The organism is Mesorhizobium sp. M1078, from assembly GCF_040318615.1.
Taxonomy (GTDB): Bacteria; Pseudomonadota; Alphaproteobacteria; order Rhizobiales; family Rhizobiaceae; genus Mesorhizobium.
In genome coordinates this window covers 1-23,139 of the sequence record NZ_JAMYMP010000031.1, presented here as the reverse complement: position 1 = coordinate 23,139, position 23,139 = coordinate 1, and the positions used below count along the sequence as shown (strand labels likewise).

The following is a 23,139-nucleotide window of genomic DNA, read 5'->3' as shown; positions in this document are numbered from 1 at the left end:
CCGAAGGCTGGTGGTACAGCGCCGACTTGCGCGTGCCTCACCGATCCGGATCTGGGCAGCGAACTGCGCAAAGCCGGACATTGGTACCAAGCTTTAGCCGCAACGCAGTCCATCGCGCCGCTCGTGCCGCCCAACGCAATCGAGACCGCCAGCATGATCAAGGCGGCGGGAACCGCAATCGATCCCGCCGCCGGTGACCGCTGGGTCGCGGCGGGCGACTGCCTGTTCTGTGCCGATCCACTGTCATCACGCGGGATCGTGCATGCACTCCGCTCAGGGATCCTGGCGGCCTACGCGGCATCGGACATGCTGGACGGGCGTGGCGATTCGCCTGCGCCCGCTATGCAAAATCGCCACACGCGGCTTTGCCGATTAGCTCCCAGCACTGCTGCCCACTATGCAGCCGCCGCGCGATGGGACACGCCTTTCTCGCAGCGGCGGCGCAGCCATGTCTTCCACGCGTCTAGCATCGAAGGAGGGAGGTCAGAGGTGGTCTCGGGACGGGGTGCTCGGCATTTATGAACCGACCGAGCGCCAGCGAGTGGTCGTCGGCGGGCTCAATGGCGGCATCAGGTCAGGGAACTCGGCCTCCATGATCATCTCCGATTTAATTCAAATTTGTCTGTATATATTGCCGATTGCACTACCTTCACCTCGTAGACGGCAATGCGGGCGGGTAGAGAGGGTTCTATGATATGACAAGCGATTTTTCCGCCGCCCGAGTGCATTTAGATCGAGCGTATGACTACCTTTGTGGGGATGACCCGATGAGTCAAAGGGGCCGCGAAGCCTTGGACCTGCTAATTGAGGCGGTTGCCGTCGAAGAGTTCAAGCAGCCACGCCAAAGCGCTGAGGTGCTAAGGTTTCCGATCGGGCGCCGCTGCTGAGGTAATCTCCACGGCCGCCATGTAGCCTCGCGGGTGAGGCGCTCACGGCAGGGACTCGCCGCCCCGTGAGGGCCGGGAACGAACGCATTGGCAAACGGAAAGCCCACTTGCCAGACCAGCGCCCGGCCGGCGTGGCAAGTAGGCCGGCGGTTCCAAGCGGAGACATTGATGCCGGACTATGTCGTGCTTTGCATCGCATTAAGCTGCTGCGGGATATACGTAACGCCATCCCTAAAAACATCGAATGCGGCAGCGACAGCGCGAATCCCAAAGCGATGCTCCCGCCGTACGCGGACAAAGCCGTTCTCGAAGTCCACTATCCCGTCCTTGGCCAGCATGGCCAAGCGCTCAGCCGAATCGCGAAGACGGATCGGATCAGATCCGTGGGCGACACAGATTGCCGGCACGTCAGCCTCGAAATCGCACATTAATCGCTCGATAATTGCGGCTCGCACGCGGTCGTCGTCTGTGAGGCGATGGCCCTTCGATGTAGCCAGTCGGCCAGCTGCGATGTGCTGGATGTAGGAATCCCGTGTAACTTCGTTTTGAACGTATCCCTGGCCGATGCGGCCGATAGCCGACGCGCCGAAACCGATCAGGGTTCTGCAGGTATCCGCCGAGTAGCCCAACGAGTTACGTCGCAGGTGACCTGTTTCCTGTGCCAGCGCGAGCTCGTCGTCCGGCAAAGCGAAATGGTCGAGCCCGATTTGTCGGTAGCCGGCGGCAATCAGCGTCACGGCGACAGCCGCATACTGTTCAGCGCGGGCAGCGCTGTCGGGAAGAAATTCCGCCTCGATGAGGCGCTGATTCTTTACTTGGGATGGGATGTGCGAGTAGCCGAACAAGGCAAGCCGGTCGGGGCGTATGGCGACCGCCGCCCTCACTGTTTCGACGCACGACTCCACCGTTTGACGCGGCAGGCCGTAGATGAGGTCGAAGTTGATGCGGCTTACTCTATGCCGGCGCAGCACTTCCACGGCAGCCGACGTCTGGGCCTCGCTCTGGATTCGGTTGATCGCTTTTTGAACAATGGGATCGAAGCTCTGTACGCCCAGGCTCGCGCGGTTCACGCCGGCCGCTCCCAAGCCTTCCGCCATCTCGGGCGTGAGCGTGCGTGGATCGATCTCGATGGCGACCGTAGCTGCTTTCGAGATGGCGAAGCGGCATCGCAGGAACTCCATCAGAGCGAGGAACTCGGCTGGTCCGATGAGAGATGGCGTTCCGCCGCCGAAATGTATGTCGCTCACGGGCAACGTCTTCGGCACTCGCTCCGAAACCAGACGGATCTCGTCACGCAGCGCCGCCAGATAGTTGAGGATGGGCGCATCACGGCGGGTGATGGTGGTTGGGAAGCCGCAATACCAGCAGGCTGATCGGCAGAACGGAACGTGCAGATAGAGTGACACCGGATCATCAGCCGGCAGGTTCCTGAGCCATTCCTCATAAGCCTCGGCGCCGACCGCCCCAGAGAACTCCGACACAGCCGGATAGATAGTGTACCAAGGCAGCCGGGCCTCTCGAAATTTCGTGGTCTGCAACGGTCACCGTCCCATGCTGATAACATCCAACCTTACCGCTGCGCTCGCCTGCGTCTTTGCGCTATGTCAGTCCGTTCCGCTTTGGGCTCGAAATTTTTTAGCAATGGGCGCCGTTCAGTCTTGGCTGGACAGCGATGGTCTGAGCGCACTCGGTCAGCGACTGACGATGGTGTTCCCGCCGAAACCCTCACGCGCACCGTTTTGTTCCACCGTCCCTTCCCTTCATCTGCGCGTGGGAGACTCTTCTGAGCGCAGATGAAGCATCCGATGAGACAATATACGGTGTTGGGTCCAGACTTTGCACGCCAGCTACCGCCGCCCATAATGATCTCTGCCGTCTCGATGAGCTCGTTGTGTGAATTGCTGGCAGAAGCATTAGCTGTGCCGCGCCGCTTTCAGCACGAAAACCTGCTCGACGCGACCGTCAGGTCCGCCGCAATGCCAAGGCTGGCGCCTACCGACTCAGTGGTGCAAGGCTGCGGCGCGTGGTTATCGACCATCAGCTCGCCAAAGTGACGGCGTCGTACCGAGCGGTGGCCGCCGCATGATGCCTCAACGGCGGGGCTCACAGCAAACAATGCCGTCGCCATTAAGCCAAACTGTCGCGAAGCGAACAGACGAACCGTAGCCGAAACGTTTGCCGTTCGTGCTTGGGTGGATCCGCAAGGCAAAAAGAACGGAAACGCGAACCAAGGTCCGCCCGCACATTTGAGCTTCAAGCCGCAGCTGGGCCGTCAGGGTGGCACGTCATTTGCAGTAGTACCCTTTGTGAGGCCCGCCGCGGAGGTGAAAAGGGTGATTGTACAAAAATGTTGTATGACCGTCTGGGAGTGATAACTACTTAATGTATGTGACAACAAGTCTCAATCACATTCTAAATTCTCCTGAGCATTAGCACGACAGGTGCAGCAACACTCCTAGAATTCAGCTTGATGCGCTATCAACCGTTTGCTTAGCAAAAATCATTTATCGGTCTCGATTCCTTTTACTATTTAGACGGAGATCAACAATGACCATTGGGAGCCTCCTCCTCGGCTCAACTGCGGCACTGGTCGCCGTTTCCGACGCTCGCGCCGTGATCATCGTCCCCGAGCCTGATCCGACTGAGTACCTCAAGATCTGCGACGTCTACGGCTCGGGCTACATCTACATTTCAGGCACCGAGTCCTGCCTGCGCATCCGCGGCTATGTCAGTTACGACGTCGGCTTGGGCCATGTCGGATTGTTTGACCACGCAAGAACCTCAGATGTGAGGACTGGTGAGGATCAGGGTACATGGCAAAACAATACGCGCTTCACACTGAAAGCTTGGACCGGCCAGGAGACCGAACTCGGCACGTTGAAGACCTACACCGAAACCCGCGTGAATTTCGGTAACCGCCACACTTTGGTTTCGGACAGTTCTCGGTCCTATGCCTTCAACGGAGACAGCATCTTGACTTTCGCCTGGATTCAGCTTGGTGGCCTCCGAGTTGGTAAGGACTGGTCGGCCTTCGACATGTTTATTGGCGGCGCGGGTGACGTACTCAACCAGACGCCGGTTCCGTACGGCGCTTTGGATACCGATGTGGTCCAGTACTACTTCGACGCCGCGAACGGCTTTTCCGCCGTGGTTTCGCTCGAAGAAGGCTCAGGCGTGGTGGGCACAATCGACAACTACGCTCCGCACATAGTCGGCGGCTTGAAATACACACATGGCTGGGGAGCGATCACCGGCGTTGCTGGTTATGATAGCAACTACGAATCGGTAGCCGCCAAGGTCCGTGTCGACATCAATGTCACCAACGAACTGTTGCTGTTCGGAATGTTCGGCTACGGTTCCAATGGCAAGCTCAACGACGACTCCATGAACGCGATCGACGCTCATGGTCGCGGCTTCTATAAGATTTGGGGCGGGAACTGGGCTTTCTGGGCTGGCGCCGCTTACGAGGTCAACGAGACAACTTCGTTCAACCTTCAGCTCTCGGGTGATCAGCTCAAGAACTATGGTGTCGCTGCGAACGTCGCCTATGCGCTTCTTCCAGATTTCACAGTTACGGCTGAACTCGACTACGACCGCTACGGAGGCTCCGCCGTCGGAAAGGTGAAAGCTTCCGAAGTGAACTGGGCCAATGCCAACAAGAAGAGCAGTGTCGGCGGTATCCTGCGTTTCGAACGCTCATTCTAATGCGATGAAGCGTTGAGCTCCGAGGTGCAGTTGATGCGCGGACATTTCCCCTACATTCCGTTTGATTGTGGATGCGTGGCTCGGACGGCCGTCGTACGCGGCGACGTCATGGAGCTCGGGTTTGACGCCGTGCTCCTGAACACGGCGGTCCCGAGGGCGGCCGATCCGGTCGGGATGGCGCGTGCGTTCGGCAAGGGCGGTCGATGCCATTCGTGAAGCTAGCACTGGAATGCTCGAACCGCGCTACTCACCGAAGGTCGGCAGGGCTGTCTTCTCATGAAGCTCGATCCCTTCTATCTGAATTTCGACGTGCCGGCTGGGTTGACCGGCTGGCGCCGCTCGGCGTGCGTCTGCTGCAGCTCCGGATAAAGGATATGGACGAGAAAGGACTGCAGACGGAAATCCGCCGCGCGAACGACGCCTGCGCGGTCCATGGTTGCCAAGTGAGCGTCAACGACAATTGGCGCACGGCAATCGAGGAAGGCTGCGACTTCGTCCATCTTGGTCAAAAGGATTTGGCTGCCGCCGATGCTGACGATTAAATACGACGGAATGAAGCTCGGTCTTTCGATCCACGATCACACCGAACCGGAAACGGCGCCAGTGGCCGAGCCGGAGTATGTGGCGCTCGGCCCAGTCTATCCAACTAGCCTCAAGAAGATGAATGGGCGTCGCAAGGGCTCGAGCGGATCAGCGAGTGGAAGCACCAGGTCGCGCCGATCCCATTGGTCTCCGTCGGAGGCCTCAACCTGACCGGCTCGAAGGCGTTTTTCGAGGCTGGCGCGGAAAGCGCAGCCGTGGTCACCGACTTTGCGCTGAACGACGCCCCAGAAGCGCGCACGCGAGAATGCATCGAAAGACAGAACAATGGCGCTGGGGCGAGAACCGCATCTGCTCGTTGTTGTCGGGTCAGATTCCCGCGGTGGGGCTGGAATTGCCCGCGAGATCGAGACGATCGCTTGCCTTGACGTGCGCACCTGCCTTTGCTGTCAGCGCGCTGACGGTGCAAACCCAGGAAGACGCCTTGGAAATCCAAGTTACGCAACCCGGTTTGGTGACGGGTCAAATGCGCGTTGCGCTTCAAGCTAACAGAGTGGCCGGCACCAAGGTTGGCATGCTCGCAACGGCTGAGATCATCTCGCTGCGGTTGCAGGCTGTGCTGCGCGAATATCGGGCGCATATCGACAGTCCAGATCCGGTGCTGGCTTCCACGTCAGGCCGAGCGCTTCTTGAAGCAAGCGCCATCCCGCATCATGAAGTAGCATCTGATGCCGCTTTGCCGTGTCGACACCCAATGTCATTGAACTGGCGCTTCTTGCCGGCTCAGTGCTACCGGTGAATGAGGCCGGCGCGCTTCAACAAGGACCCCAAGCCACCCCGTCTGCCGGACTCCTCCAAATTCGAAACACGGATGGTTCCTATCCAGACAATCGATTTTATCAATCTGCGACAATACCGCATAGCGGCGCCGGCGGAATGATCACCGGTAGCAAGACGAGCTGCTTTCAGTGGCCTGCACGACGCGCACCGCGACCGAGTACAAGCCGGCTCGTCTGCAGCCATGTTCGGATCGGCCGCATCGGTGCGCCGAATGAGATTGCCGGCGGAACGCTCTATTCGTGCAGCTGTGACGGCAGTCATCTCACCGGAGCCATCCTGCCGATGGATGGCCGGCAGTCGGTGCAGCATGGGCTGACACTGTTCACGGAATGAAGCCGCTCGCGCTTCGGACGGTTGAAATGGAGGACATTAGCTTGGAACCGATCAGTCTCGACGAGCTTCTGGCCAGCGTCGGCAAGGAAGTCGGCGTGTCGCCGTGGCGGGTGGTCTCGCAGCGGATGATCGACCAGTTCGCCGAGTCCACCGATGACCACCAGTTCATCCACTGCGATCCGGAGCGCGCCAAGCGCGAGACGCCGTTCGGCGGCACCATCGCACATTGCTTCCTGTCGCTTTCGCTTTTGTCGGCGATGACTTTCGAGACCATGCGGCCGCTCGAAAACTGCAAGATGGGTGTCAACTATGGCTTCGAATCGCTGCGCTTCCTGGCGCCAGTGAAAACCGGATCGCGCATCCGCACCCGTTTCGTACTGGCCGACGTCAAGGTCAGGCCGTCGGGCTGGGTGCAGACGGCGCTGGGCGTGACGATTGAGATCGAGGGCTCGAAAAAGCCGGCGCTGACCGCGCGCTGGTTGACGCTGACGCTGATCAAACGCCAGCCGGAGGCGGCCTGAATTGTCAACGAGCGTCAGCAGAGACGATCTTCACGTGCCGGGGCGATGTAGGCGACCAGTGCGCACCGATCGGCAACGCGGCCACGGGGGTCGGCTAGATAGAGTGGCAGGAATGCCTAATCGGGGCTCCGACTCGGAAGGGGCTTCGATGTATCGGAAGCGCTTCGGCTTTCGGCGCTGCATTCCTTCTTCACGAAGGTCCATGGAGAATTCCCGACTACGGGGTCGAAAGATCGGCTTGTGATCGGAGTGGGCAGATCCTCCCCGACTGAATCTGCCAATAGGGTGTTATCGAGTCAACCGGGTCGAACTTGAGGTCGCGGGTGTCGCTGATCGGCTGCTCGTCGAGCTCGAGAGCTGCCAGCTAAAGGCAGAACACGGCGATGCCAAGAGCCTCCGCAGTTGATGTGGACGCCCAGAGCTGGGAGTACAGACCGACGAGTTCCCGGCGGGCGAACTTGCCATTGGTAGCGCGCCAGACCAGTCGCGAGAAAGCCTCGATGAGAAGGCCCCGAGCCGCGCGCGGCATCGACTACAGTGGCGTTTGGCGAGAGGCCTTCGAAGATGAGATCGAGTGTAAGATGGACGAGCTCGACACGCATATCGCGCAGTCCCTGCGATCGCTTTGTCCGCGGCGCTCGTGCGAGCGAACTGTTGGTAGATCGAGCTGACTAGATGAACCGGGATGGCATTAAAGCGGAACTGGAAGAGACGCCCTGGCCGAACCAAGCAAGATCAATCCAGCCATCGCTAAAGGTAGGCGAACACGAGACGTTCGGACTCCGTGCCGCTGAAATCCTCAAATTGAATCGGCCGGACCGTTGGAGCTATCATCACCCGCTTGGCTTCCAGAGCTACGGAGCGGGTTGATTATCAGAACGTCCTCGAAGTCCTTTTCATTGTCGGTCACTACGACACACTCGTTGGCTTCGGCTACAGCGGCAATGATTGTGTCTAGGGCGCTCCGCGAACGGCCTCTGGCTTTGCCGTTGGCCATCAGCCGCGCCCACACGAGGCCAGCTTTCTCGTCGAACGATAGCACGCGGCCAGCGAACAGCGCTTGCGGGCCTTCGGAGCCCTCGAACCAAGTTTCAAGGCTGCTGCGCTTTTTCCCCTTCGGCTTCTCTAGGATGCCTCGGCGAATTTCGGCGACAGTAAGCGAAGCAATGAAGAGGTCTTCGTCCTTCTGCGCGCCCATCCAGGCCAGCAACGAGCCCGAAGGCTCCGGCTTTATGACGTTGCTGATGATATTGGTATGAAGAAGGTAGCGCGTCACAGGTCGATCTTGCGCCCCTCTTCGCGCGGCCGGCTGAGGTCGAGATTGGAGCCAACCAGAGGCGAGCGACGCAACGCGGCGAGAATGCTGCCCGCTTTCGGTGGCTCACCCGCCACGGCTTGCTGTATGGTCCGACGAAGCTGTCGGGCATCCGGCCCGCTCTCCGTTAATTTTCGGGCAAGAGTTCGCAGCAGATCGCGGTCTGCGTCGAACGCCTGGATCTCGAACCGCGCGATGCCGCGCTCAGCCAGGCGAGAGCGATAATTCTCGATGGCTCTCTTCTGTGCAGTGTTGCCCATCGCGTGCCTCCGTTCTCTATCCGGATATATAGCCATGGCTTCTTCGGAGCACAAGGTGCCGTCATCGGCCAGCACTGGCTCCTGCGCGACGCGCGCTATTGATAGAATTCCAGCTTGTCGAAGCACTGACTTGGCATCATTGTCGCGAAACGGAGTATTTCGCGTCAGGACAGGAACGCGATCATAGCGCGCCGAAACGGCAACAGCCGAAAAGCTTCGTGTGGTCGCCGGCGCGGCCCGCGAATCGGCTGTGTCTGCGTCGCCGAAGCCCGATCGACGCTTCGTCATCTGGTCCGGCTGCTGGCACGACAGGCCGCACGGGATTTCGTTCAAGCCGAAACGGATAGCCAGACGCGAGACCGCGTCCCGGAGTAAGGGGCCGCCTCATGAAGGTCGCGCTTGGCGCTCGCTACTCAACTGACAATCACCGAGACGCCTCGATCGAGGATCAGTTGCGGCTCTGCTGCTTGCGTGCTGAAAAGCAAGGCTGGACAGTCGTCGACAGCAATACCCACCGCGCGATCTGCGGCGGGTCGCTGTTGCGTCCCAGCCTTCAGGAGCTGATCAGCGATGCGATGCAGGGCAAATTCCTGATCGTGCTCGCAGAGGCGATGGATCGCCTGACCATGACCGCTGCAAACCGGGAGCAGGCCAGGCTGGGCAAACGTTGCAACAGATCCTTCAAGGAAATTCATAGACTCTTAGCAACTCCGGCTCGCTGTGAATGGTAGGCTTATTGCAACGTCTGAGGTCAGTGGTTCCAAACCGTGGCCCCGCTTGTCTTCGACTGGCCGAACTGCTTGCAATTTCGGCTAAAGGCAAAAGAACGCCCTTTGTTGTTCGACACAGGATATCGACGGTCGTCACGGCCACCGAGATTTGTCCGGTCGTTGGACAACCCTTCGAAATCGCAACTTCTGCGGAGAACGCGAAATGAGAAATTCGGTAGGACTTGGTCCTGAGCCATGATGACACTGGTTAGTCGCCTACGTATGGCAGCGCATCCTGACCGCCTTCGAATCCTGGGCCTTTGTGCGCATGCGGACCTAACTGTCTGCGAGCTAGCGGAGATTCTGAGCGTGTGTCGAGAGCGGGTTGCGCGACACGTCCGGCTGCTCGCCAGAGCCGACTTTCTTTGCTGCAACGAACAGCCTCCGTGGCGCTCGTACCATCTCAACGCAGGATCCAACGACGGCGGGCTGGTTCAATTATTGGTCGATCTCCTGCCCCATCGCGACGGCTATCATAAACAGGACCTGCAGCGGCTCGAAGCGGTACGAGACACGCGGCCGAAAGGGACCGCGTGCTTGATCGTGAAATAGGTCAATCCAATTGGAGCGCGAAGCTACCATGGACAACTCCGCAGACGGCGCGATCGCACAGCCGGACACCCACGGGCGGTCTTCCTTGGCCGCGGTTGATTGCCGCGTCCACGAGCTGCTTCTGAGACAGGAGCGGCAGGAGCGGACGACCCTCAAGCTCATCGCCTCAGAGAACTTTGCGTCCTCGGCCGTGCTGGAAGCGAACGGCTCGATTTTCACGAACAAGTACGCCGAGGGGTACCCCGACGCGCGCTACTACGCTGGAAACGAGATCGTTGATGAGCTTGAGAAGCTAGCCATTGAGCGCTTGAAAACACTATTTGGCAGCGAGCATGCCAACGTCCAGCCTTATTCCGGCTCGCCGGCCAACCAGGCTGTCTATCGTGCGCTTTTGAGTCCCGGTGACAAAGTCATGGGCTTGCCCCTTCCGGAAGGGGGCCATCTGACTCATGGTTGGGCCATCAACTTTTCCGGTACTGACTATCAACGCGTCCCCTATGGGTTGGATGAAACGACACAGCAGATTGACTATGACCGCTTGCGCGAGACAGCCAAGCGGGAACGGCCGCGGCTCATCTGGGTCGGCGGAACTGCTTACCCGCGTGTCTTTGACTACGCGGCAATGGCAGAAATTGCCCTGGAAGCGAACTCCTATCTCGTAGCCGACATTGCGCACATCAGCGGCCTGATTGCCGCGGGAGCGCACCCGAATCCCGTGGGCCATTGCGACGTGGTCAGCAGCACGTCCCATAAGTCGATCCGCGGTCCCCGCGGTGGCTTCATTTTGTCAAGGAACGAAGATCGCTATCAGGCCCTGTACCATACAAAGAGCAAATACAATCTCGCCAGACGAATAGACCGGGCGGTCTTCCCTCACCTGCAAGGCGGACCTCACATGAATGCCATCGCTGCGCTAGCGGTTGCCTTGCACGAAGCCGCGAACCCCTCCTTCCGAAGCTACGGCCAACAGACGGTCAAGAATGCCAAGGCTCTGGCACATGCACTGCTTGAGCGAGGTTATGACCTGGTTACCGGGGGGACGGACAATCACATGCTGATCCTTGATCTTCGCGATCGGCCACTATCGGGCAAGGCCTATGCCGAGCGACTAGCAAAGGCAGGAATCATCACAAACTTTAATATGGTGCCTGGCGACCCGCGGCATCCGGCGGTCACAAGCGGAATTCGCCTGGGGGCGCCAGCAGTGACGTCAATGGGCATGCGCGATGTGGAAATGGTGCAAATTGCTGGCTTCATTGACTCCGTCCTCCAGCGGCCAGACGACGAAGATCTCCATGCCTGCGTGCGAAGAGACGTTGCCGACTTGTGCGCTGCGTTCGAGGTCCCGGGCATCTCCGACAAGTAAGGTGGGCCAAGCAAAATGCCCATACCACATCCAACATCCGAAGCGAGGTATTCATGGCTAGGCAGTTCGTGTTCTCTTCCGAATCGGTTGGCGCGGGGCACCCGGATAAGTTGGCCGACAACATCTCGGATGCCATCCTCGATGCCATCCTCCGCACAGATCCCAAGGCGCGCGTCGCCTGTGAAGCGTTGGTAAAATCAGGGATAGTCGTTCTGGCTGGCGAGATCACCAGCGATGCCCAGGTGGATTACAGCCAAGTTGCGCGCGATACGATTCTCGACATTGGGTACGACGACGAGGCCGTCGGCTTTGACGGCCGGCGTTGCTCCGTCGTTCATGCCCTCACCGAGCAGTCGCCCGACATCAGCCAAGGCGTTGACGAGGGAAGAGGGCAAGACCTCCAGCAGGGAGCGGGAGATCAGGGCCTCATGTTCGGCTACGCATGCCGCGAAACCGATACCCTGATGCCTTTGCCGATCCAGCTCGCTCATCGCTTGACGAAACGGCAGGCGTATGTCCGGAAGGCACAACAGCTTGGCTGGTTGCGTCCTGACATGAAATCCCAAGTCTCAGTGCGCTATGAGGGGTTGCGCCCGGTCGCCCTGGATACCATCGTCGTGTCGACGCAACATGACGAGCAGGTCTCGCAAGAGACTGTCCGCGAGGGCGTCATTGAGGAAATCATAAAGCCTGTCCTGCCGACCCACCTGGAGACGGAAGGCATCAGAATTCTGGTTAACCCGACGGGGCGGTTCGTAGTCGGCGGGCCGCGCGGCGACTGCGGTCTCACTGGACGCAAGATCATCGTCGATTCCTATGGCGGGATGGGTCGTCATGGCGGCGGCGCCTTCTCGGGCAAGGACCCGTCCAAGGTTGACCGCTCGGCTGCCTATGCAGCCCGCTATGTCGCAAAGAACATCGTCGCTAGCGGACTTGCGGACGTGTGCGAGGTGCAGCTTGCTTACGCAATCGGCGTGGCCAGTCCGGTTTCCGTCATGGTCAACACGTTCGGGACAGCCAGGGTTGAGGAAAGCAGGATCGAGCGCCTCATTCTTGAGTTGTTCGATCTCAGACCGAAAGGCATTATCAAGATGCTTGATCTCTTACGCCCTATATATCGCAATACAGCGACCTATGGCCATTTCGGCCGTGAAGAGCCTGATTTCACCTGGGAGAAGACAGACAGGGCGGACGAATTGCGTCGCGAGGCAGGACTCGCCGCCCCGTGAGAGCCGCCGGCGAACGGATTGGCAAGCGGAAAGCCCATTTCCACCGAGCAGACCCGCGCCTGGCAGGCGTGGCGAGAAGCCGGCTCGGTTTTTTTGGCGGAGACATTGATGCCGGATTATGACGTGCTTTGCATCGGCAATGCCATTGTCGACATCATCGCCCAGTGCGACGAGGCATTCCTCGAGATCAACGGCATCATCAAGGGCGCGATGAACCTGATCGACACGCGCCGCGCCGAACTGCTCTACAGCCGCATGGGCCCGGCGATCGAGGCCTCCGGCGGCAGTGCCGGCAACACGGCGGCCGGCGTAGCCAGCTTCGGCGGACGCGCCGCCTTCTTCGGCAAGGTCTCCAACGATGCGCTGGGCGAAATCTATGCGCACGATATCCATGCACAGGGTGTCGCCTTCGACACCAGGCCGCTCAAGGGCGAGCCGCCGACGGCGCGCTCTATGATCTTCGTCACGCCCGACGGCGAGCGCTCGATGAACACCTATCTCGGCGCCTGCGTCGAGCTTGGCCCTGAGGATGTCGAGGCCGACAAGGCATCCGGCGCCAAGGTTACCTATTTCGAGGGCTATCTGTGGGATCCGCCGCGCGCCAAGGAGGCGATCCGGCAGACGGCGAAGCTCGCACACGAGGCCGGACGCGAAGTGTCGATGACGTTGTCGGATTCGTTCTGCGTCGACCGCTACCGGGACGAGTTCCTCGAGCTGATGCGCTCGGGCACTGTCAACATCGTCTTTGCCAACAGCCACGAGATCAAGTCGCTCTACCAGACAAAATCCTTCGACGAGGCGCTGGCTCAGATCCGCAAGGACTGCAAGATTGCCGCCGTCACCCGTTCCGAAAAAGGCTCGGTGATCGTGCGCGGCGACGAGACCGTGGTCATCGAGGCGACCGCCATCAAGGAGTTGGTCGACACCACCGGCGCCGGCGACCTCTACGCCGCCGGTTTCCTGCATGGCTACACGCAGGGCCGCAACCTCAAGACCTGCGGCGACCTTGGCTCGCTGGCGGCCGGCCTGGTGATCCAGCAGATCGGCCCCAGGCCAAGGCAGAATTTGCGCCGCGAGGCGGAAGGGGCTGGGTTGCTGTAGATGCGCGGGCAACTAACCAGCCGCCCTACTGACGCGATGACCGCAGTGGCGGAACTGTGTCAAAGCTCGCTGATAGCGACAGCCATTCGCTTCGGAGAACTGACCCATGCTGCTGCCGTGAGGCTCGCTGGAGGAGCGGTGCAAGGCGTGCTTGCCATGACAGCATTCACCGTCATCCAGATCGTCACCAGCATTTTCCAGAAGCTCAGCTTGGGGAAGGCCAGTAAGGTTCCTGAGGTAACGGAGAACTCGCGGCGTCCGTCGGACTTCACTTGCGATCACGTCCCACGATGCCGAATGCGGGCAGCAGACTGAATATTTCACAATGCTAGACAAAGGCGTAAAACGCGACCATATAACGACATAAACATTTCATTATGCGTCATTGACAAAGAGAGGGTTGCTGTGATTGTCTGCTGTTGTGGTTCTCGCGTACGGTGCTGCCGCAGCGGAGCTAAGAGGGAAGCCGGTGCGATGCCGGCGCTGCCCCCGCAACTGTTAGCGGCGAGCCAATCCACTCATGTCACTGAGGCGAATACCCTCGGGAAGACGGGTAGAGGCTATGACCCCGCGAGCCAGAGACCTGCCACGGCGAATTACGTCCACGGGCGGGGTGTCTCGGTGGCCGCTGCAACCGGCGTGCCGGCCTGCTAGCGCCTTCCTTGTCACCGACGCCCCCAACCATCGGGGTATGACATGACTGTCTCTCAGCAAATTCCTGTAGCAACGCTCGGCGTGCCGCGCTTCGGTCGTCGGCGAGAACTGAAATTCGCGCTTGAAAGCTACTGGTCCGGAACATCGTCCGCTGGCGACCTTCTCACGACGTCGAAGGCGCTCCGTGCCGCTAGCTGGGAAGAGCAGCGCGATCGCGGCGTGTCGAAAATCCCGTCGAACGACTTCTCGCTTTACGACCATGTGCTCGACACCGCAGCCATGGTCGGGGCCGTTCCATCCCGTTACGGCTGGAATAGCGGCGAGGTCCCACTTGACATCTACTTCGCAATGGCGCGCGGCAACCAGGGTCAGACGGAGGATTGTGGACACGCTGGTTACCAGGAGGAGGCTCATGGACCTGGTGTAACCGCGATGGAAATGACCAAGTGGTTTGACACCAACTACCACTACATTGTGCCGGAACTCGATGATGATCAGACGTTCGCCCTCTCGTCATCGAAGCCGGTCGATTACTTCCTCGAGGCTAAAGCTCTCGGCATTCACACACGCCCAGTCATCCTTGGACCCATCACCTTCCTCAAGCTGGCGAAATCGCGTGCCGAAGGGTTCGGTCCCATCGCGCTCCTACCGCGGCTGCTGCCCGTTTACGAGCAAGTCCTGCAGAGGCTGAAGCTGTCGGGAGCCGACTGGGTGCAGATCGATGAGCCAGCGCTTGTCCTCGATCTGAACCCGAACGAACGAGCTGCGTTCGAATTCGCCTATGGCCAGCTGTCGAAAGCCGCGCCCGAGCTGAAGATCATGCTGGCTACGTATTTCGGGTCGCTGGGAGACAATCTCGAAACCGCGGTTTCTCTGCCCCTGGCCGGCCTGCATATTGATCTCGTGCGCGCTCCCGAGCAGCTGGAAACGGTGGGTCGGCTCGCTCCGAAGGATCTGGTGCTCTCGCTCGGCTTGATCGATGGCCGCAACGTCTGGCGTGCGAACCTGCCCGCCATTCTCGACCGCATCAAACCGATCGTCGCCGGCTGGCCCTTGGACCGCGTCGAAATCGCGCCTTCTTGCTCGATGCTGCATGTGCCGATTGACCTGCGCATGGAGACGGAACTCGAGGCCGACATCAGGTCGTGGCTCGCCTTCGCGGCCCAGAAGACCGACGAGCTGGTCTTGCTGGCCCGGGCCCTTTCCAAAGGCAGAGATGCGGTGGCAGCCGCGTTGAAAGCTTCTGCCGAGGCTGCCGCCACTCGCTTGACGTCCACGAAGATCCATGACCCGCTTGTTGAGGGGCGGATCGCCAGCATTGACCATAGCATGAAACGACGAGAGAGCGCTTTTGGCGAGCGCTCCAGAGTCCAGGCCGGCACGCTCGGGCTGCCGCCGTTCCCGACGACGACAATCGGGTCCTTCCCGCAGACGCCGCAGGTACGCCGCGCCCGGTCCGCTCATGCGAAGGGCCAGCTCAGTTATGTCGACTACGAGATTTTCCTGAAGAAGGAGATCGAGTCAGCAATTCGTTGGCAGGAAGAGATCGGGCTGGACGTGCTGGTGCACGGTGAGTTCGAACGAAACGATATGGTACAGCATTTCGGCGAGCAGCTGTCCGGCTTCGCCTTCACTCAGCATGCCTGGGTGCAAAGCTATGGGTCGCGCTACGTGCGTCCCCCCATCATCTTCGGGGACGTATCGAGGCGCAATCCGATGACGGTGCGCTGGTGGCAATTCGCCCAGTCGCTTACGGAAAAGCCTGTGAAGGGAATGCTCACAGGCCCAGTGACCATTCTCAACTGGTCCTTTGTTCGAGACGACGTACCCCGCTCCGAAGCCTGCCGCCAGATCGCGCTCGCCATCCGCGACGAAGTGACGGATCTCGAAAGGTCCGGCGCAAGGATGATCCAGATCGATGAGGCCGCGTTTCGCGAAGGATTGCCACTGCGCCAATCTGACTGGAAAGCCTATCTCGACTGGGCTGTCGAATGCTTCCGGATCGCTTCAACGGGTGTAAAGGACGCGACTCGAATCCATACCCACATGTGCTATTCGGAGTTCAACGAGATCATCGACGCGATCGCTGGAATGGATGCGGATGTCATTTCGATTGAGACGTCGCGCTCCAAGATGGAACTGCTGGACGCCTTCACGAGCTCCAAATATCCGAACGAGATCGGTCCCGGCGTCTATGACATTCACTCACCACGTGTGCCGGAGGTCTGCGAGATTTCGGACCTAATCATGCTTGCCCGCGAGCGACTGTCCGACGGCCAACTGTGGGTAAACCCGGACTGTGGCCTCAAAACACGCAAGTGGGAGGAGGTCCGCCCTGCCCTCATGAACATGGTCGCTGCAGCGCGCGCGCTCCGGGAGAAAGTGGCCTGAGGCTTCTCCTTCCTCACCGTGTGGTGAGCTACCGGCTGGCTCCTGTCGGCCGTGAACATGCCAAACCGGCACACTCTTGGAAATGAGCCACTCGGCGCAAATGTGCAATTTCCCTACGGCACGTGTCTTAATCCCGCAGAAATATAAATGTGGCACTACGCTATAATATTGGTTGCTTGGGGACATACAGGCCCCGCGCCTCGAACAAATCGGACACGCGTCGTTTCTCAAAGTAGACTGCTTGGCGCGTTCGCTCAGGACAATATATGGTGCTGCGTCTGTCCGCCCCCAGTTGATCGCGCAGACTACGGGCGAGGTGGCAGGGTTCGGGTATCGCTAGCGTCCCGCCAATTCGGAGATGGACGTCGCAATTCGTGTCGCCAAGCAAAAATCGCCAATCATTTTCGATTGCGAGTCCGCAGCCAGTTGGCCCTTATTTTCCTGAGATCTGCGTTACAGGCCGGGGCGTTGTCGCCGTTTCTGAGGGTAAGATGGGATAGGCGACGCCAGGTGCCTCTCCGGTCAGCGAGTTGAGGAAGGCAACAAGCAGGTCAACTTCTTCGTCCGCCAGTACTACGCCGAGCTGGGTGGTCCCCATAATGGCGACGGCCTGTTTCAGATCCCAAACCTTGCCCGAATGAAAGTATGGCGCGGTGAGTGCAACGTTGCGCAGCGGCGCCACGCGGAAGACATAGGAATCGTCGGCTGCATTGGTGACGTCAAATCGGCCCTTGTCTTTGTCCGGCAGGACTTCGGCGCTGGGCCGTTCCACGAGGCCGAATGGGTAATAGGCTTGCCCACCAACGTTGATGCCGGCATGGCAGGACGAGCAGCCTTTGTCCATGAAAAGCACCAGGCCCTGTTTCTGTTCGGAAGTCATGGCAACCTCATCACCATTCAGGAAGCTGTCGAACGGGGCAGGTGTGACCAGTGTCGCCTCGAAGGCTTCGATCGCCTTGGCGAAGTTGTCGAAGGTGACCCGATCGGCTTCAGCCGGAAAAGCTGCATCGAACCACTCGACATATTGCGGCATGGACTTGAGAGTGGCGATGAGTTGGCCCGGTGTATTGGCCATTTCGATCCCGGCTTGGACCGGTCCCTTCGCCTGAGCCTTCAGGTCTTCGGCACGACCATCCCAGAACTGGGCGATATTGAAGACAGCGTTCAGTACGGTCGGCGCGTTGCGCTGTCCCTTCTGCCAACCATGGCCAATCGAGGTTTCGTGATTGTCGTCGCCGCCGGTGGCCAGGTTGTGGCATGAATTGCACGACAAGACGCCTGACGCCGAGACGCGTGGATCGAAGAACAGTGCCTTGCCGAGAGCGATCTTTTCCGGGGTGATCGGGTTATTGGGGACTGTCGGCGTGGTGGATGGCAAAGCCGTGAAGGTGGCCAATGCCGTATCTCTGAGGTCGGTGGGGATCGAATCCGCAGCAAAGGCGGTGGGTGCCAGCAAGGTGACAGCCATCGTACTGAATAGGATTTTCATAATTGGTCTTCCTGCGTCGTCCACGCAGCCATTATGCGATCTGCGGCTCATGAACGCCCTGAGCTAGATCAGCTTGAGGGAGAGGACGGGTCTCACACCTGTTTTCGCAGCTGAGCTGGGACCCTCTTGGAAGTGATCGCTCTTCTCGATTGGACTTCAGGGAGGAGGAGTATCCCTGGTTGGCAACCGGTTTTATGCATCAAAGCACGCCCTGAGGGCGGCTTCGTAGATTCGGTCACTGCGATCTTCCAGCCAAGGTTGAGAAAGTCGACAGCATCCGCAAGACTGGCAATCTCTTGCACGATGTGCGCTGCACGCCTTGCGAAAAGTGAGCTTCTGAAACGTCAGGGTTCATTCGTTCCTCCTGACCTGCTGATTGCGTGAATCGGCCTTGTCGACACCCGCCGACTGCACATTGTGATGTCACCAGCGATGGCGGTTTCAATACCTAAGCAGCGACGGTCTATGCGACAGTATGGAGGTCGTAGCGGAATAGCCGTTCTGCCTTCATCGATCGTCACACCGGCATATAGCTCCGCTTCTACGAACATCCCATCACGCGAGGATGGCGCGGCGCTTGAGCAGGTCCACCCACTGCAACTGCCTCACACCTTGATCCACAGATCCTAGGCGATGACCATGTTGTCGTCATCATTTGACGGGCGCGGGGCATTGGCTCATAAGCGAGCCACCGCAAACTGTGCGGTTGCCAGTGCGTAATGAAGTGAATTGGAATGATTTTCGGTTTGGGAAACACGCACGTCCGACGCAGCTTGCGTTGACAGAGGCGGTTTTAGGCGCAATAGCACCTCCGCTGGCCTATTTTGTGGAGTTCAATTGTGGTTCGGCCAAAGGCGCGGGGCGCCGGACCGGCCCTTGTAAACGTAATCAAAGAGAGAGAGACCCTGCATGGAAGAAATCTTACCGCGCATCGCCACTGGTGCCGGCATCGGCCCGGCTGTCGCAGAGAAGGCCGTTGGGTTAATGCTGGGTTTCCTGCGGAGCCACGCGGCCGACGGTCCCGGCGCGCGCATGATCGAGGCCATTCCGGGAGCTTCGGAATTAGTAGCGAAGTATCATGGGGACGACCCAGAGGGTGGCGGCCTTATGGGGCTCGGGCAGCAATTGATGAGTGAGGGTCTCAGCATGGCAAAGATCGCCGCCCTCGCCAACGAGACGATCGCCTGTGCCAAGGAACATGCCGGCGACGAACTCGTGGACGAGGTCCTCAATTCCGTTCCTGGCCTTCCCCAGTTCGTCTGATTAGCGGCAGCCGGGGCGCATGACCTTGTGCGCCCGTGCCGGCCCGTTTGCGCAGCAGGCATTCTCCGCCGGGCGTTCCGCACCGATCTCGTGAGACCACCAACCGCCGGGCACGCGGAGCGAGCGTTGGAGTACTTCATTCGTCTATCGAAAAATCAACTTCAGGCGATTCGATGTGTATAATTTCTGGCGGTAAGGGTTTATCCTGAACGCTTTCGATGAAGCCCGCGAGATAGGCAAACGTATTGTATTTCTCGAGGACCAGCCGCTTCGCCTCTCTTATTGCGCCGCGACGTTCCTTCCAGAGGTCTGAGTTGATAATTTCTTGAATTTTTTGGATTACGTTCTTGTCCTCTGGGTCAATCAGAACCATAGAGTCCGAAGGGAAGAACCTCGTGATTGCCGGGCTGCCGTAATAGATCGGCATTGTTTCAGCGACGAAGCAGTCCATAAGCTTCTCTGTAAAATAGTAATCAGCACGAGTATTCTCGAACGCTATACTGTAGCGATAAGGTGCGAGTGCGTTCCATTTATCTCCAATCAGCCGAAAACCTCGGCCGAACAGGTCAAAATCGAGCTCCTTTCTTAGCCGTTCCAGAAACGCCAGCCGATACCGATGTCCTTTAAGCAGGGCGATGTTACTGGTAATCCATGAGAGCCGAAGTGGCTTATCCATGACTTCGCTGACCAGAAGTTGGTCATATGTCTTGTTTACAGACCAAGACCGAGTGATCGGTGGAGACAAAACGAATCGGCGAGCTGCATTCTGCCGAGCAACCAGCTCTGCGTCAGACGTCAGGACGATAGTATTTTTCCCCTGCCCTTCATGAAATGCACGATGAGCTTTCGTCGGCGGTTCGCCGATTGCAAAAATTGTCCTGTTGGGGCTCGCCTCGATATCAACAGGGAGCCCAAAAAGAGAAGCAGAGTTAAAGACAATATGCCAATCGGGCACGAAGGATGTCGTGCGTACAAAAGCGACATTGTTCCAGATTCCACTGCCCTTTGGAGTGAGGTGGTGGATTGCATCATCCAAAACGCCCCAAGAATCTAAACATGTAGCAACAATGGGCGCCGGGCGTTCCGTCAACAATTTGGCCGACAAAGCAGTTCCACTCCCTTCACTCGTGAAGGTACTCAATCGCCATTCAGGATTGCGGTAACATCGGGCAGCATAAACCTTCCGGGACCTGCTGTCGAGGCAATTGTCGCTTTGCACTTGACCAGGTTCTTCCTCGCTTCGTGTGGTGATTAGGCCGGCTGAGTGGCAGCATGCGTGCCTAAGGAGTTCGCAGCCGGCGCTGCCTAATGGTACGTTTGATCGTCTTCAGGCGGTTGATCAGCCCTTCCGCCTCGGCCGTTCTCCACGGCAGTTCAATGGCATCGCGAACGGAGTCAACGTCACGGCGTAGGACCAGACCGAAACGCGTGATGGCGATGAGCCGGGTGACGCCAAGTCGATCGAAGTGCCGAGCTTGCCCAACTCACAGGCCCCGCAAAATGCCGCGGAAGGGCAAGGCAAGCCTGCGCATAGTGGCAAACTCATGTCATCCCTGCTTCAGGACGTCGACCTTTCTGGCCTGGTTGATCGTCAGCACATCCGGAGGCTTCATGCAGAGGGACGCGGCGACTACCCGCGAGATCACACGGCCGGTCAAGGGATTCCGTATGAGGACGCGTCGCTGGCTGGTTGATGCTTATGGTTGAAGCAGGCGACTCACTGTCCTCGCCCGGCCTCTCGGCGCGGCGCCAGCGTGCGAGAAGCCGCTCCAGATTCGAGAAGCTGCCCGTGTCGCCGCGCTGTTTGATATCGTGGAACAGGTGTCATCCGCAGCCATTGCCGCCTCTCCAGGACCGGCTAAGAAACGCCTCGAAATACATTGATGTCCTAGGTTTATCAGCGGCGGTTCCCAGCCCTTTGCAAGAGCGGCTCACCGGCGATGAACTTACATCACTTTGGCCATTGCCAATGAACGTTTGTTCCATCGTCCCTGACGCCCACCATCAACCGACCACTATCGCTCGATTTCACAGTCCAAAGAAGCAAAGCGAGACAAAAACAGCGCGCCTAGCCTCGAGGCTACTAGCGACTTCGGCGCTAAGTTAGAGCGGCACGCGCCACGCACCTCGGCAGGGTCGCCGACAACGAGTGGCTCAGCGGTCACGCCGCGAAATATGGCGCATCGATGTCGCTTCTGGACGAGCATTGGCAATAACGCAGTCAGAGACATTGTTGCTTTCAGCGGCAACCGGCCCTATGAAGCGACGCTTCGCTGACTATGTTTCACCGCCTGGAGAGTTTCATGACAGAAGAAGCCGGAAAAAACGTCGACACCCTCATTGAGCTTGCCGCCGACGTCGTGTCGGCCTACGTGTCCAACAATCCGATCCCGGTGGGGGATCTCCCTGCCCTCATCGGCCAAGTGCATGCGGCTCTGAGAGCGACGGCCGGAGGTATCTCTGCACAAGAGCCGGTTGCCCTTACGCCTGCAGTCCCGATCAGGAAGTCGGTGACACCGGACTACATCATCTCCCTTGAAGACGGGAAGAAATTCAAATCTTTAAAGCGCCATCTGTCGACCCACTATGGGCTGACGCCGGGTGAATATCGGGCCAAATGGGGCCTGCCGGTGGATTATCCCATGGTGGCGCCGAACTACGCCGCGAAGCGTTCGTCATTGGCCAAAACGATGGGGCTCGGCCGCAAACCGAAAGCGCCGAAAGAGCCGGAAGCGCCGGTGCCAACGAAGCGAACCCGCAAGAAGGTCGCGGCTTGATTTCGGCAATCGAGATTCGTTCTGGAGCGTTGCATCCATCGGCTTAATCTGCGCGTCATATAAAAAGGCGGGGCCAACCCCGCCTTCCTTTCCAACAACTTGTTTCATGAGGAATTCGCGACCCATGCAGCAATCTGCTGCCCTCACTTTTTGCTCGTCCCTATCGAGCGGCAGTGAGCACTTCCGGGCCTACACGCCCACTCTTGCGACTTCGCAGGAGAAAATTTCAACCAGCTTTGCTCAGGCTGCCAGCTGAGGACTTGCCAGTGCGGCGGTCCTGCTCGATCTCATAGTTGATCTTCTGGCCGTCAGCGAGGGTCGAGAGGCCCGCGCGTTCGACAGCGGAAATGTGGACGAAAACATCCGGACCGCCATTGTCGGGCTGGATAAATCCAAACCCCTTGGTGCTGTTGAACCACTTTACCGTTCCAGTCGTCATATACTTGTTCCTTCTTCTACAATGCACGTGGGCGGCCATTAGGCCTGTCCGAGTCATAGCCGAGAGTTGGGCGCAGCAAAAAGCGAAAAATTGTTAAGCCCCGATCAGCTGGCGCACTCCATTGTGGGCGTAGCCGCCAGCAAGCACTGTCCTATACTACCGCTCGAGCGTGGCCGGAAGCGCCCAATTTCCTCCAACGCTCCTCAGCGCCACGTCGATGGCTCGTGTTTGGAGGCGCGGGACGTAAGGCCGACCGCTGCTCGTGCCGCCAGGTCAAAAGGCCGGGTAGTTCACGGAGCTGCCTTCGTGCATAACACCTTGGGAGCGCCTTAAGGAGTTTCGAGTTGGATTGTTTCAAGAGGCTCGAGGGGTTGATCGATGCGACCAGCGTGGAAGCGATCGATAGCGCGCGCGTTTTGCTGGACCAGTTCAAGGGCAAGTCAGAAACAATCGCCCAAGCGATTGACGACTTCCTGCTTGATTTCATGACCTTGCTGTTTGTGGTAGAAGCCACCCGCGAGCAGTTCCACAATCCGGCGAGGCGGTTAGCGCGCATCAGATTGAGCAAGGTCAGGCTGTTACTCACGCGATGCTCTTGACCTAAGGGGACTGTCAGGAATTCCGTGTGCGGGTGGGCGGTTGAACATTATGCCGCCATGGCTTTGATGAAGCGTTCGCCAAAGATGACGGGGAACTGGGCTTTAGCC

The 23,139-nt window shown here is 58.9% G+C and carries 18 protein-coding genes, 2 pseudogenes and 1 riboswitch; of the genes and pseudogenes, 14 read left to right on the top strand and 6 right to left on the bottom strand.

Annotated features, from left to right (window positions below; translation table 11 throughout):
* Window positions 1–695: 695 nt before the first annotated feature.
* Window positions 696–887, top strand: a complete 192-nt coding sequence (locus tag NKH38_RS26875) for a hypothetical protein (protein ID WP_023727257.1) — start codon at window positions 696–698, stop codon at window positions 885–887.
* A gap of 176 nt (window positions 888–1,063) precedes the next feature.
* On the opposite strand, the gene hemN is transcribed toward NKH38_RS26875, so the two are convergent.
* Window positions 1,064–2,425, bottom strand: coding sequence for an oxygen-independent coproporphyrinogen III oxidase (gene hemN, locus NKH38_RS26870; protein WP_286487845.1), 1,362 nt, complete (start codon window positions 2,423–2,425; stop codon window positions 1,064–1,066).
* Between the two features lie 1,009 nt (window positions 2,426–3,434).
* On the opposite strand from hemN, the gene NKH38_RS26865 reads away from it, so the two are divergent.
* The 5 genes and pseudogenes from NKH38_RS26865 to NKH38_RS26845 all read left to right on the top strand — a co-directional run bounded on the left by NKH38_RS26865 (window position 3,435) and on the right by NKH38_RS26845 (window position 6,826).
* Complete coding sequence (locus NKH38_RS26865; RefSeq protein ID WP_352764131.1) at window positions 3,435–4,592, top strand: porin; 1,158 nt, start codon at window positions 3,435–3,437, stop codon at window positions 4,590–4,592.
* A gap of 33 nt (window positions 4,593–4,625) precedes the next feature.
* Window positions 4,626–4,872: pseudogene (locus NKH38_RS26860) on the top strand (thiazole synthase); the annotation flags it as partial.
* Window positions 4,869–5,466: pseudogene (locus NKH38_RS26855) on the top strand (thiamine phosphate synthase); the annotation flags it as partial. The pseudogenes NKH38_RS26860 and NKH38_RS26855, both read left to right, overlap by 4 nt.
* Window positions 5,467–5,514: 48 nt before the next feature.
* A complete protein-coding gene (locus NKH38_RS26850) occupies window positions 5,515–5,931 on the top strand; it encodes a bifunctional hydroxymethylpyrimidine kinase/phosphomethylpyrimidine kinase (RefSeq protein ID WP_502895773.1) in 417 nt (138 codons plus the stop codon).
* Between the two features lie 400 nt (window positions 5,932–6,331).
* Window positions 6,332–6,826, top strand: coding sequence for a MaoC family dehydratase (locus tag NKH38_RS26845; RefSeq protein ID WP_352764129.1), 495 nt, complete (start codon window positions 6,332–6,334; stop codon window positions 6,824–6,826).
* A 799-nt stretch (window positions 6,827–7,625) separates the two neighbouring features.
* Here the strand turns inward: NKH38_RS26845 and NKH38_RS26840 are convergent.
* Both NKH38_RS26840 and NKH38_RS26835 read right to left on the bottom strand, forming a co-directional pair.
* Window positions 7,626–8,102, bottom strand: coding sequence for a type II toxin-antitoxin system VapC family toxin (locus NKH38_RS26840; protein ID WP_352764128.1), 477 nt, complete (start codon window positions 8,100–8,102; stop codon window positions 7,626–7,628).
* The gene (locus NKH38_RS26835; RefSeq protein ID WP_023671839.1) at window positions 8,099–8,401 is read right to left on the bottom strand and encodes a hypothetical protein; all 303 of its coding nucleotides are present in this window, start codon (window positions 8,399–8,401) and stop codon (window positions 8,099–8,101) included. Before NKH38_RS26835 ends, NKH38_RS26840 begins: the two co-directional genes overlap by 4 nt.
* Window positions 8,402–8,787: 386 nt before the next feature.
* On the opposite strand from NKH38_RS26835, the gene NKH38_RS26830 reads away from it, so the two are divergent.
* The 5 genes from NKH38_RS26830 (at window position 8,788) to metE (ending at window position 16,464) form a co-directional block, all read left to right on the top strand.
* Window positions 8,788–9,132, top strand: coding sequence for a recombinase family protein (locus tag NKH38_RS26830; protein ID WP_352764125.1), 345 nt, complete (start codon window positions 8,788–8,790; stop codon window positions 9,130–9,132).
* A 619-nt stretch (window positions 9,133–9,751) separates the two neighbouring features.
* Entirely contained in the window at window positions 9,752–11,089 is a 1,338-nt protein-coding gene (gene glyA, locus NKH38_RS26820; protein WP_352764122.1) for a serine hydroxymethyltransferase, read from the top strand.
* A 53-nt stretch (window positions 11,090–11,142) separates the two neighbouring features.
* Complete coding sequence (gene metK / locus NKH38_RS26815) at window positions 11,143–12,318, top strand: methionine adenosyltransferase (protein WP_023693516.1); 1,176 nt, start codon at window positions 11,143–11,145, stop codon at window positions 12,316–12,318.
* Between the two features lie 108 nt (window positions 12,319–12,426).
* Entirely contained in the window at window positions 12,427–13,419 is a 993-nt protein-coding gene (locus tag NKH38_RS26810; protein ID WP_352764121.1) for an adenosine kinase, read from the top strand.
* 405 nt (window positions 13,420–13,824) lie between these two features.
* Window positions 13,825–14,024, top strand: a riboswitch (cobalamin riboswitch).
* 91 nt (window positions 14,025–14,115) lie between these two features.
* On the top strand, window positions 14,116–16,464 hold the full coding sequence (gene metE, locus NKH38_RS26805) for a 5-methyltetrahydropteroyltriglutamate--homocysteine S-methyltransferase (protein ID WP_352764118.1): 2,349 nt from the start codon (window positions 14,116–14,118) through the stop codon (window positions 16,462–16,464).
* A gap of 433 nt (window positions 16,465–16,897) precedes the next feature.
* Here metE and NKH38_RS26800 read toward each other — a convergent pair whose 3' ends face one another.
* Window positions 16,898–17,953, bottom strand: a complete 1,056-nt coding sequence (locus NKH38_RS26800; RefSeq protein ID WP_352764116.1) for a cytochrome-c peroxidase — start codon at window positions 17,951–17,953, stop codon at window positions 16,898–16,900.
* A gap of 909 nt (window positions 17,954–18,862) precedes the next feature.
* Here NKH38_RS26800 and NKH38_RS26795 point away from each other — a divergent pair.
* A complete protein-coding gene (locus tag NKH38_RS26795; protein WP_023671848.1) occupies window positions 18,863–19,216 on the top strand; it encodes a hypothetical protein in 354 nt (117 codons plus the stop codon).
* A gap of 136 nt (window positions 19,217–19,352) precedes the next feature.
* On the opposite strand, the gene NKH38_RS26790 is transcribed toward NKH38_RS26795, so the two are convergent.
* On the bottom strand, window positions 19,353–20,357 hold the full coding sequence (locus tag NKH38_RS26790) for a glycosyltransferase family 10 domain-containing protein (RefSeq protein WP_155924293.1): 1,005 nt from the start codon (window positions 20,355–20,357) through the stop codon (window positions 19,353–19,355).
* A 1,162-nt stretch (window positions 20,358–21,519) separates the two neighbouring features.
* Between NKH38_RS26790 and NKH38_RS26785 the strand changes: the two genes are divergently transcribed.
* Window positions 21,520–21,993: a Ros/MucR family transcriptional regulator gene (locus NKH38_RS26785; protein ID WP_023702968.1), complete on the top strand. Its 474-nt coding sequence runs from the start codon at window positions 21,520–21,522 to the stop codon at window positions 21,991–21,993.
* A 226-nt stretch (window positions 21,994–22,219) separates the two neighbouring features.
* Here NKH38_RS26785 and NKH38_RS26780 read toward each other — a convergent pair whose 3' ends face one another.
* Window positions 22,220–22,432, bottom strand: a complete 213-nt coding sequence (locus tag NKH38_RS26780; protein WP_023671852.1) for a cold-shock protein — start codon at window positions 22,430–22,432, stop codon at window positions 22,220–22,222.
* Between the two features lie 344 nt (window positions 22,433–22,776).
* Here NKH38_RS26780 and NKH38_RS26775 point away from each other — a divergent pair, with 344 nt between their 5' ends.
* On the top strand, window positions 22,777–23,031 hold the full coding sequence (locus NKH38_RS26775; protein ID WP_352764113.1) for a hypothetical protein: 255 nt from the start codon (window positions 22,777–22,779) through the stop codon (window positions 23,029–23,031).
* The last annotated feature ends 108 nt before the right edge of the window (window positions 23,032–23,139 follow it).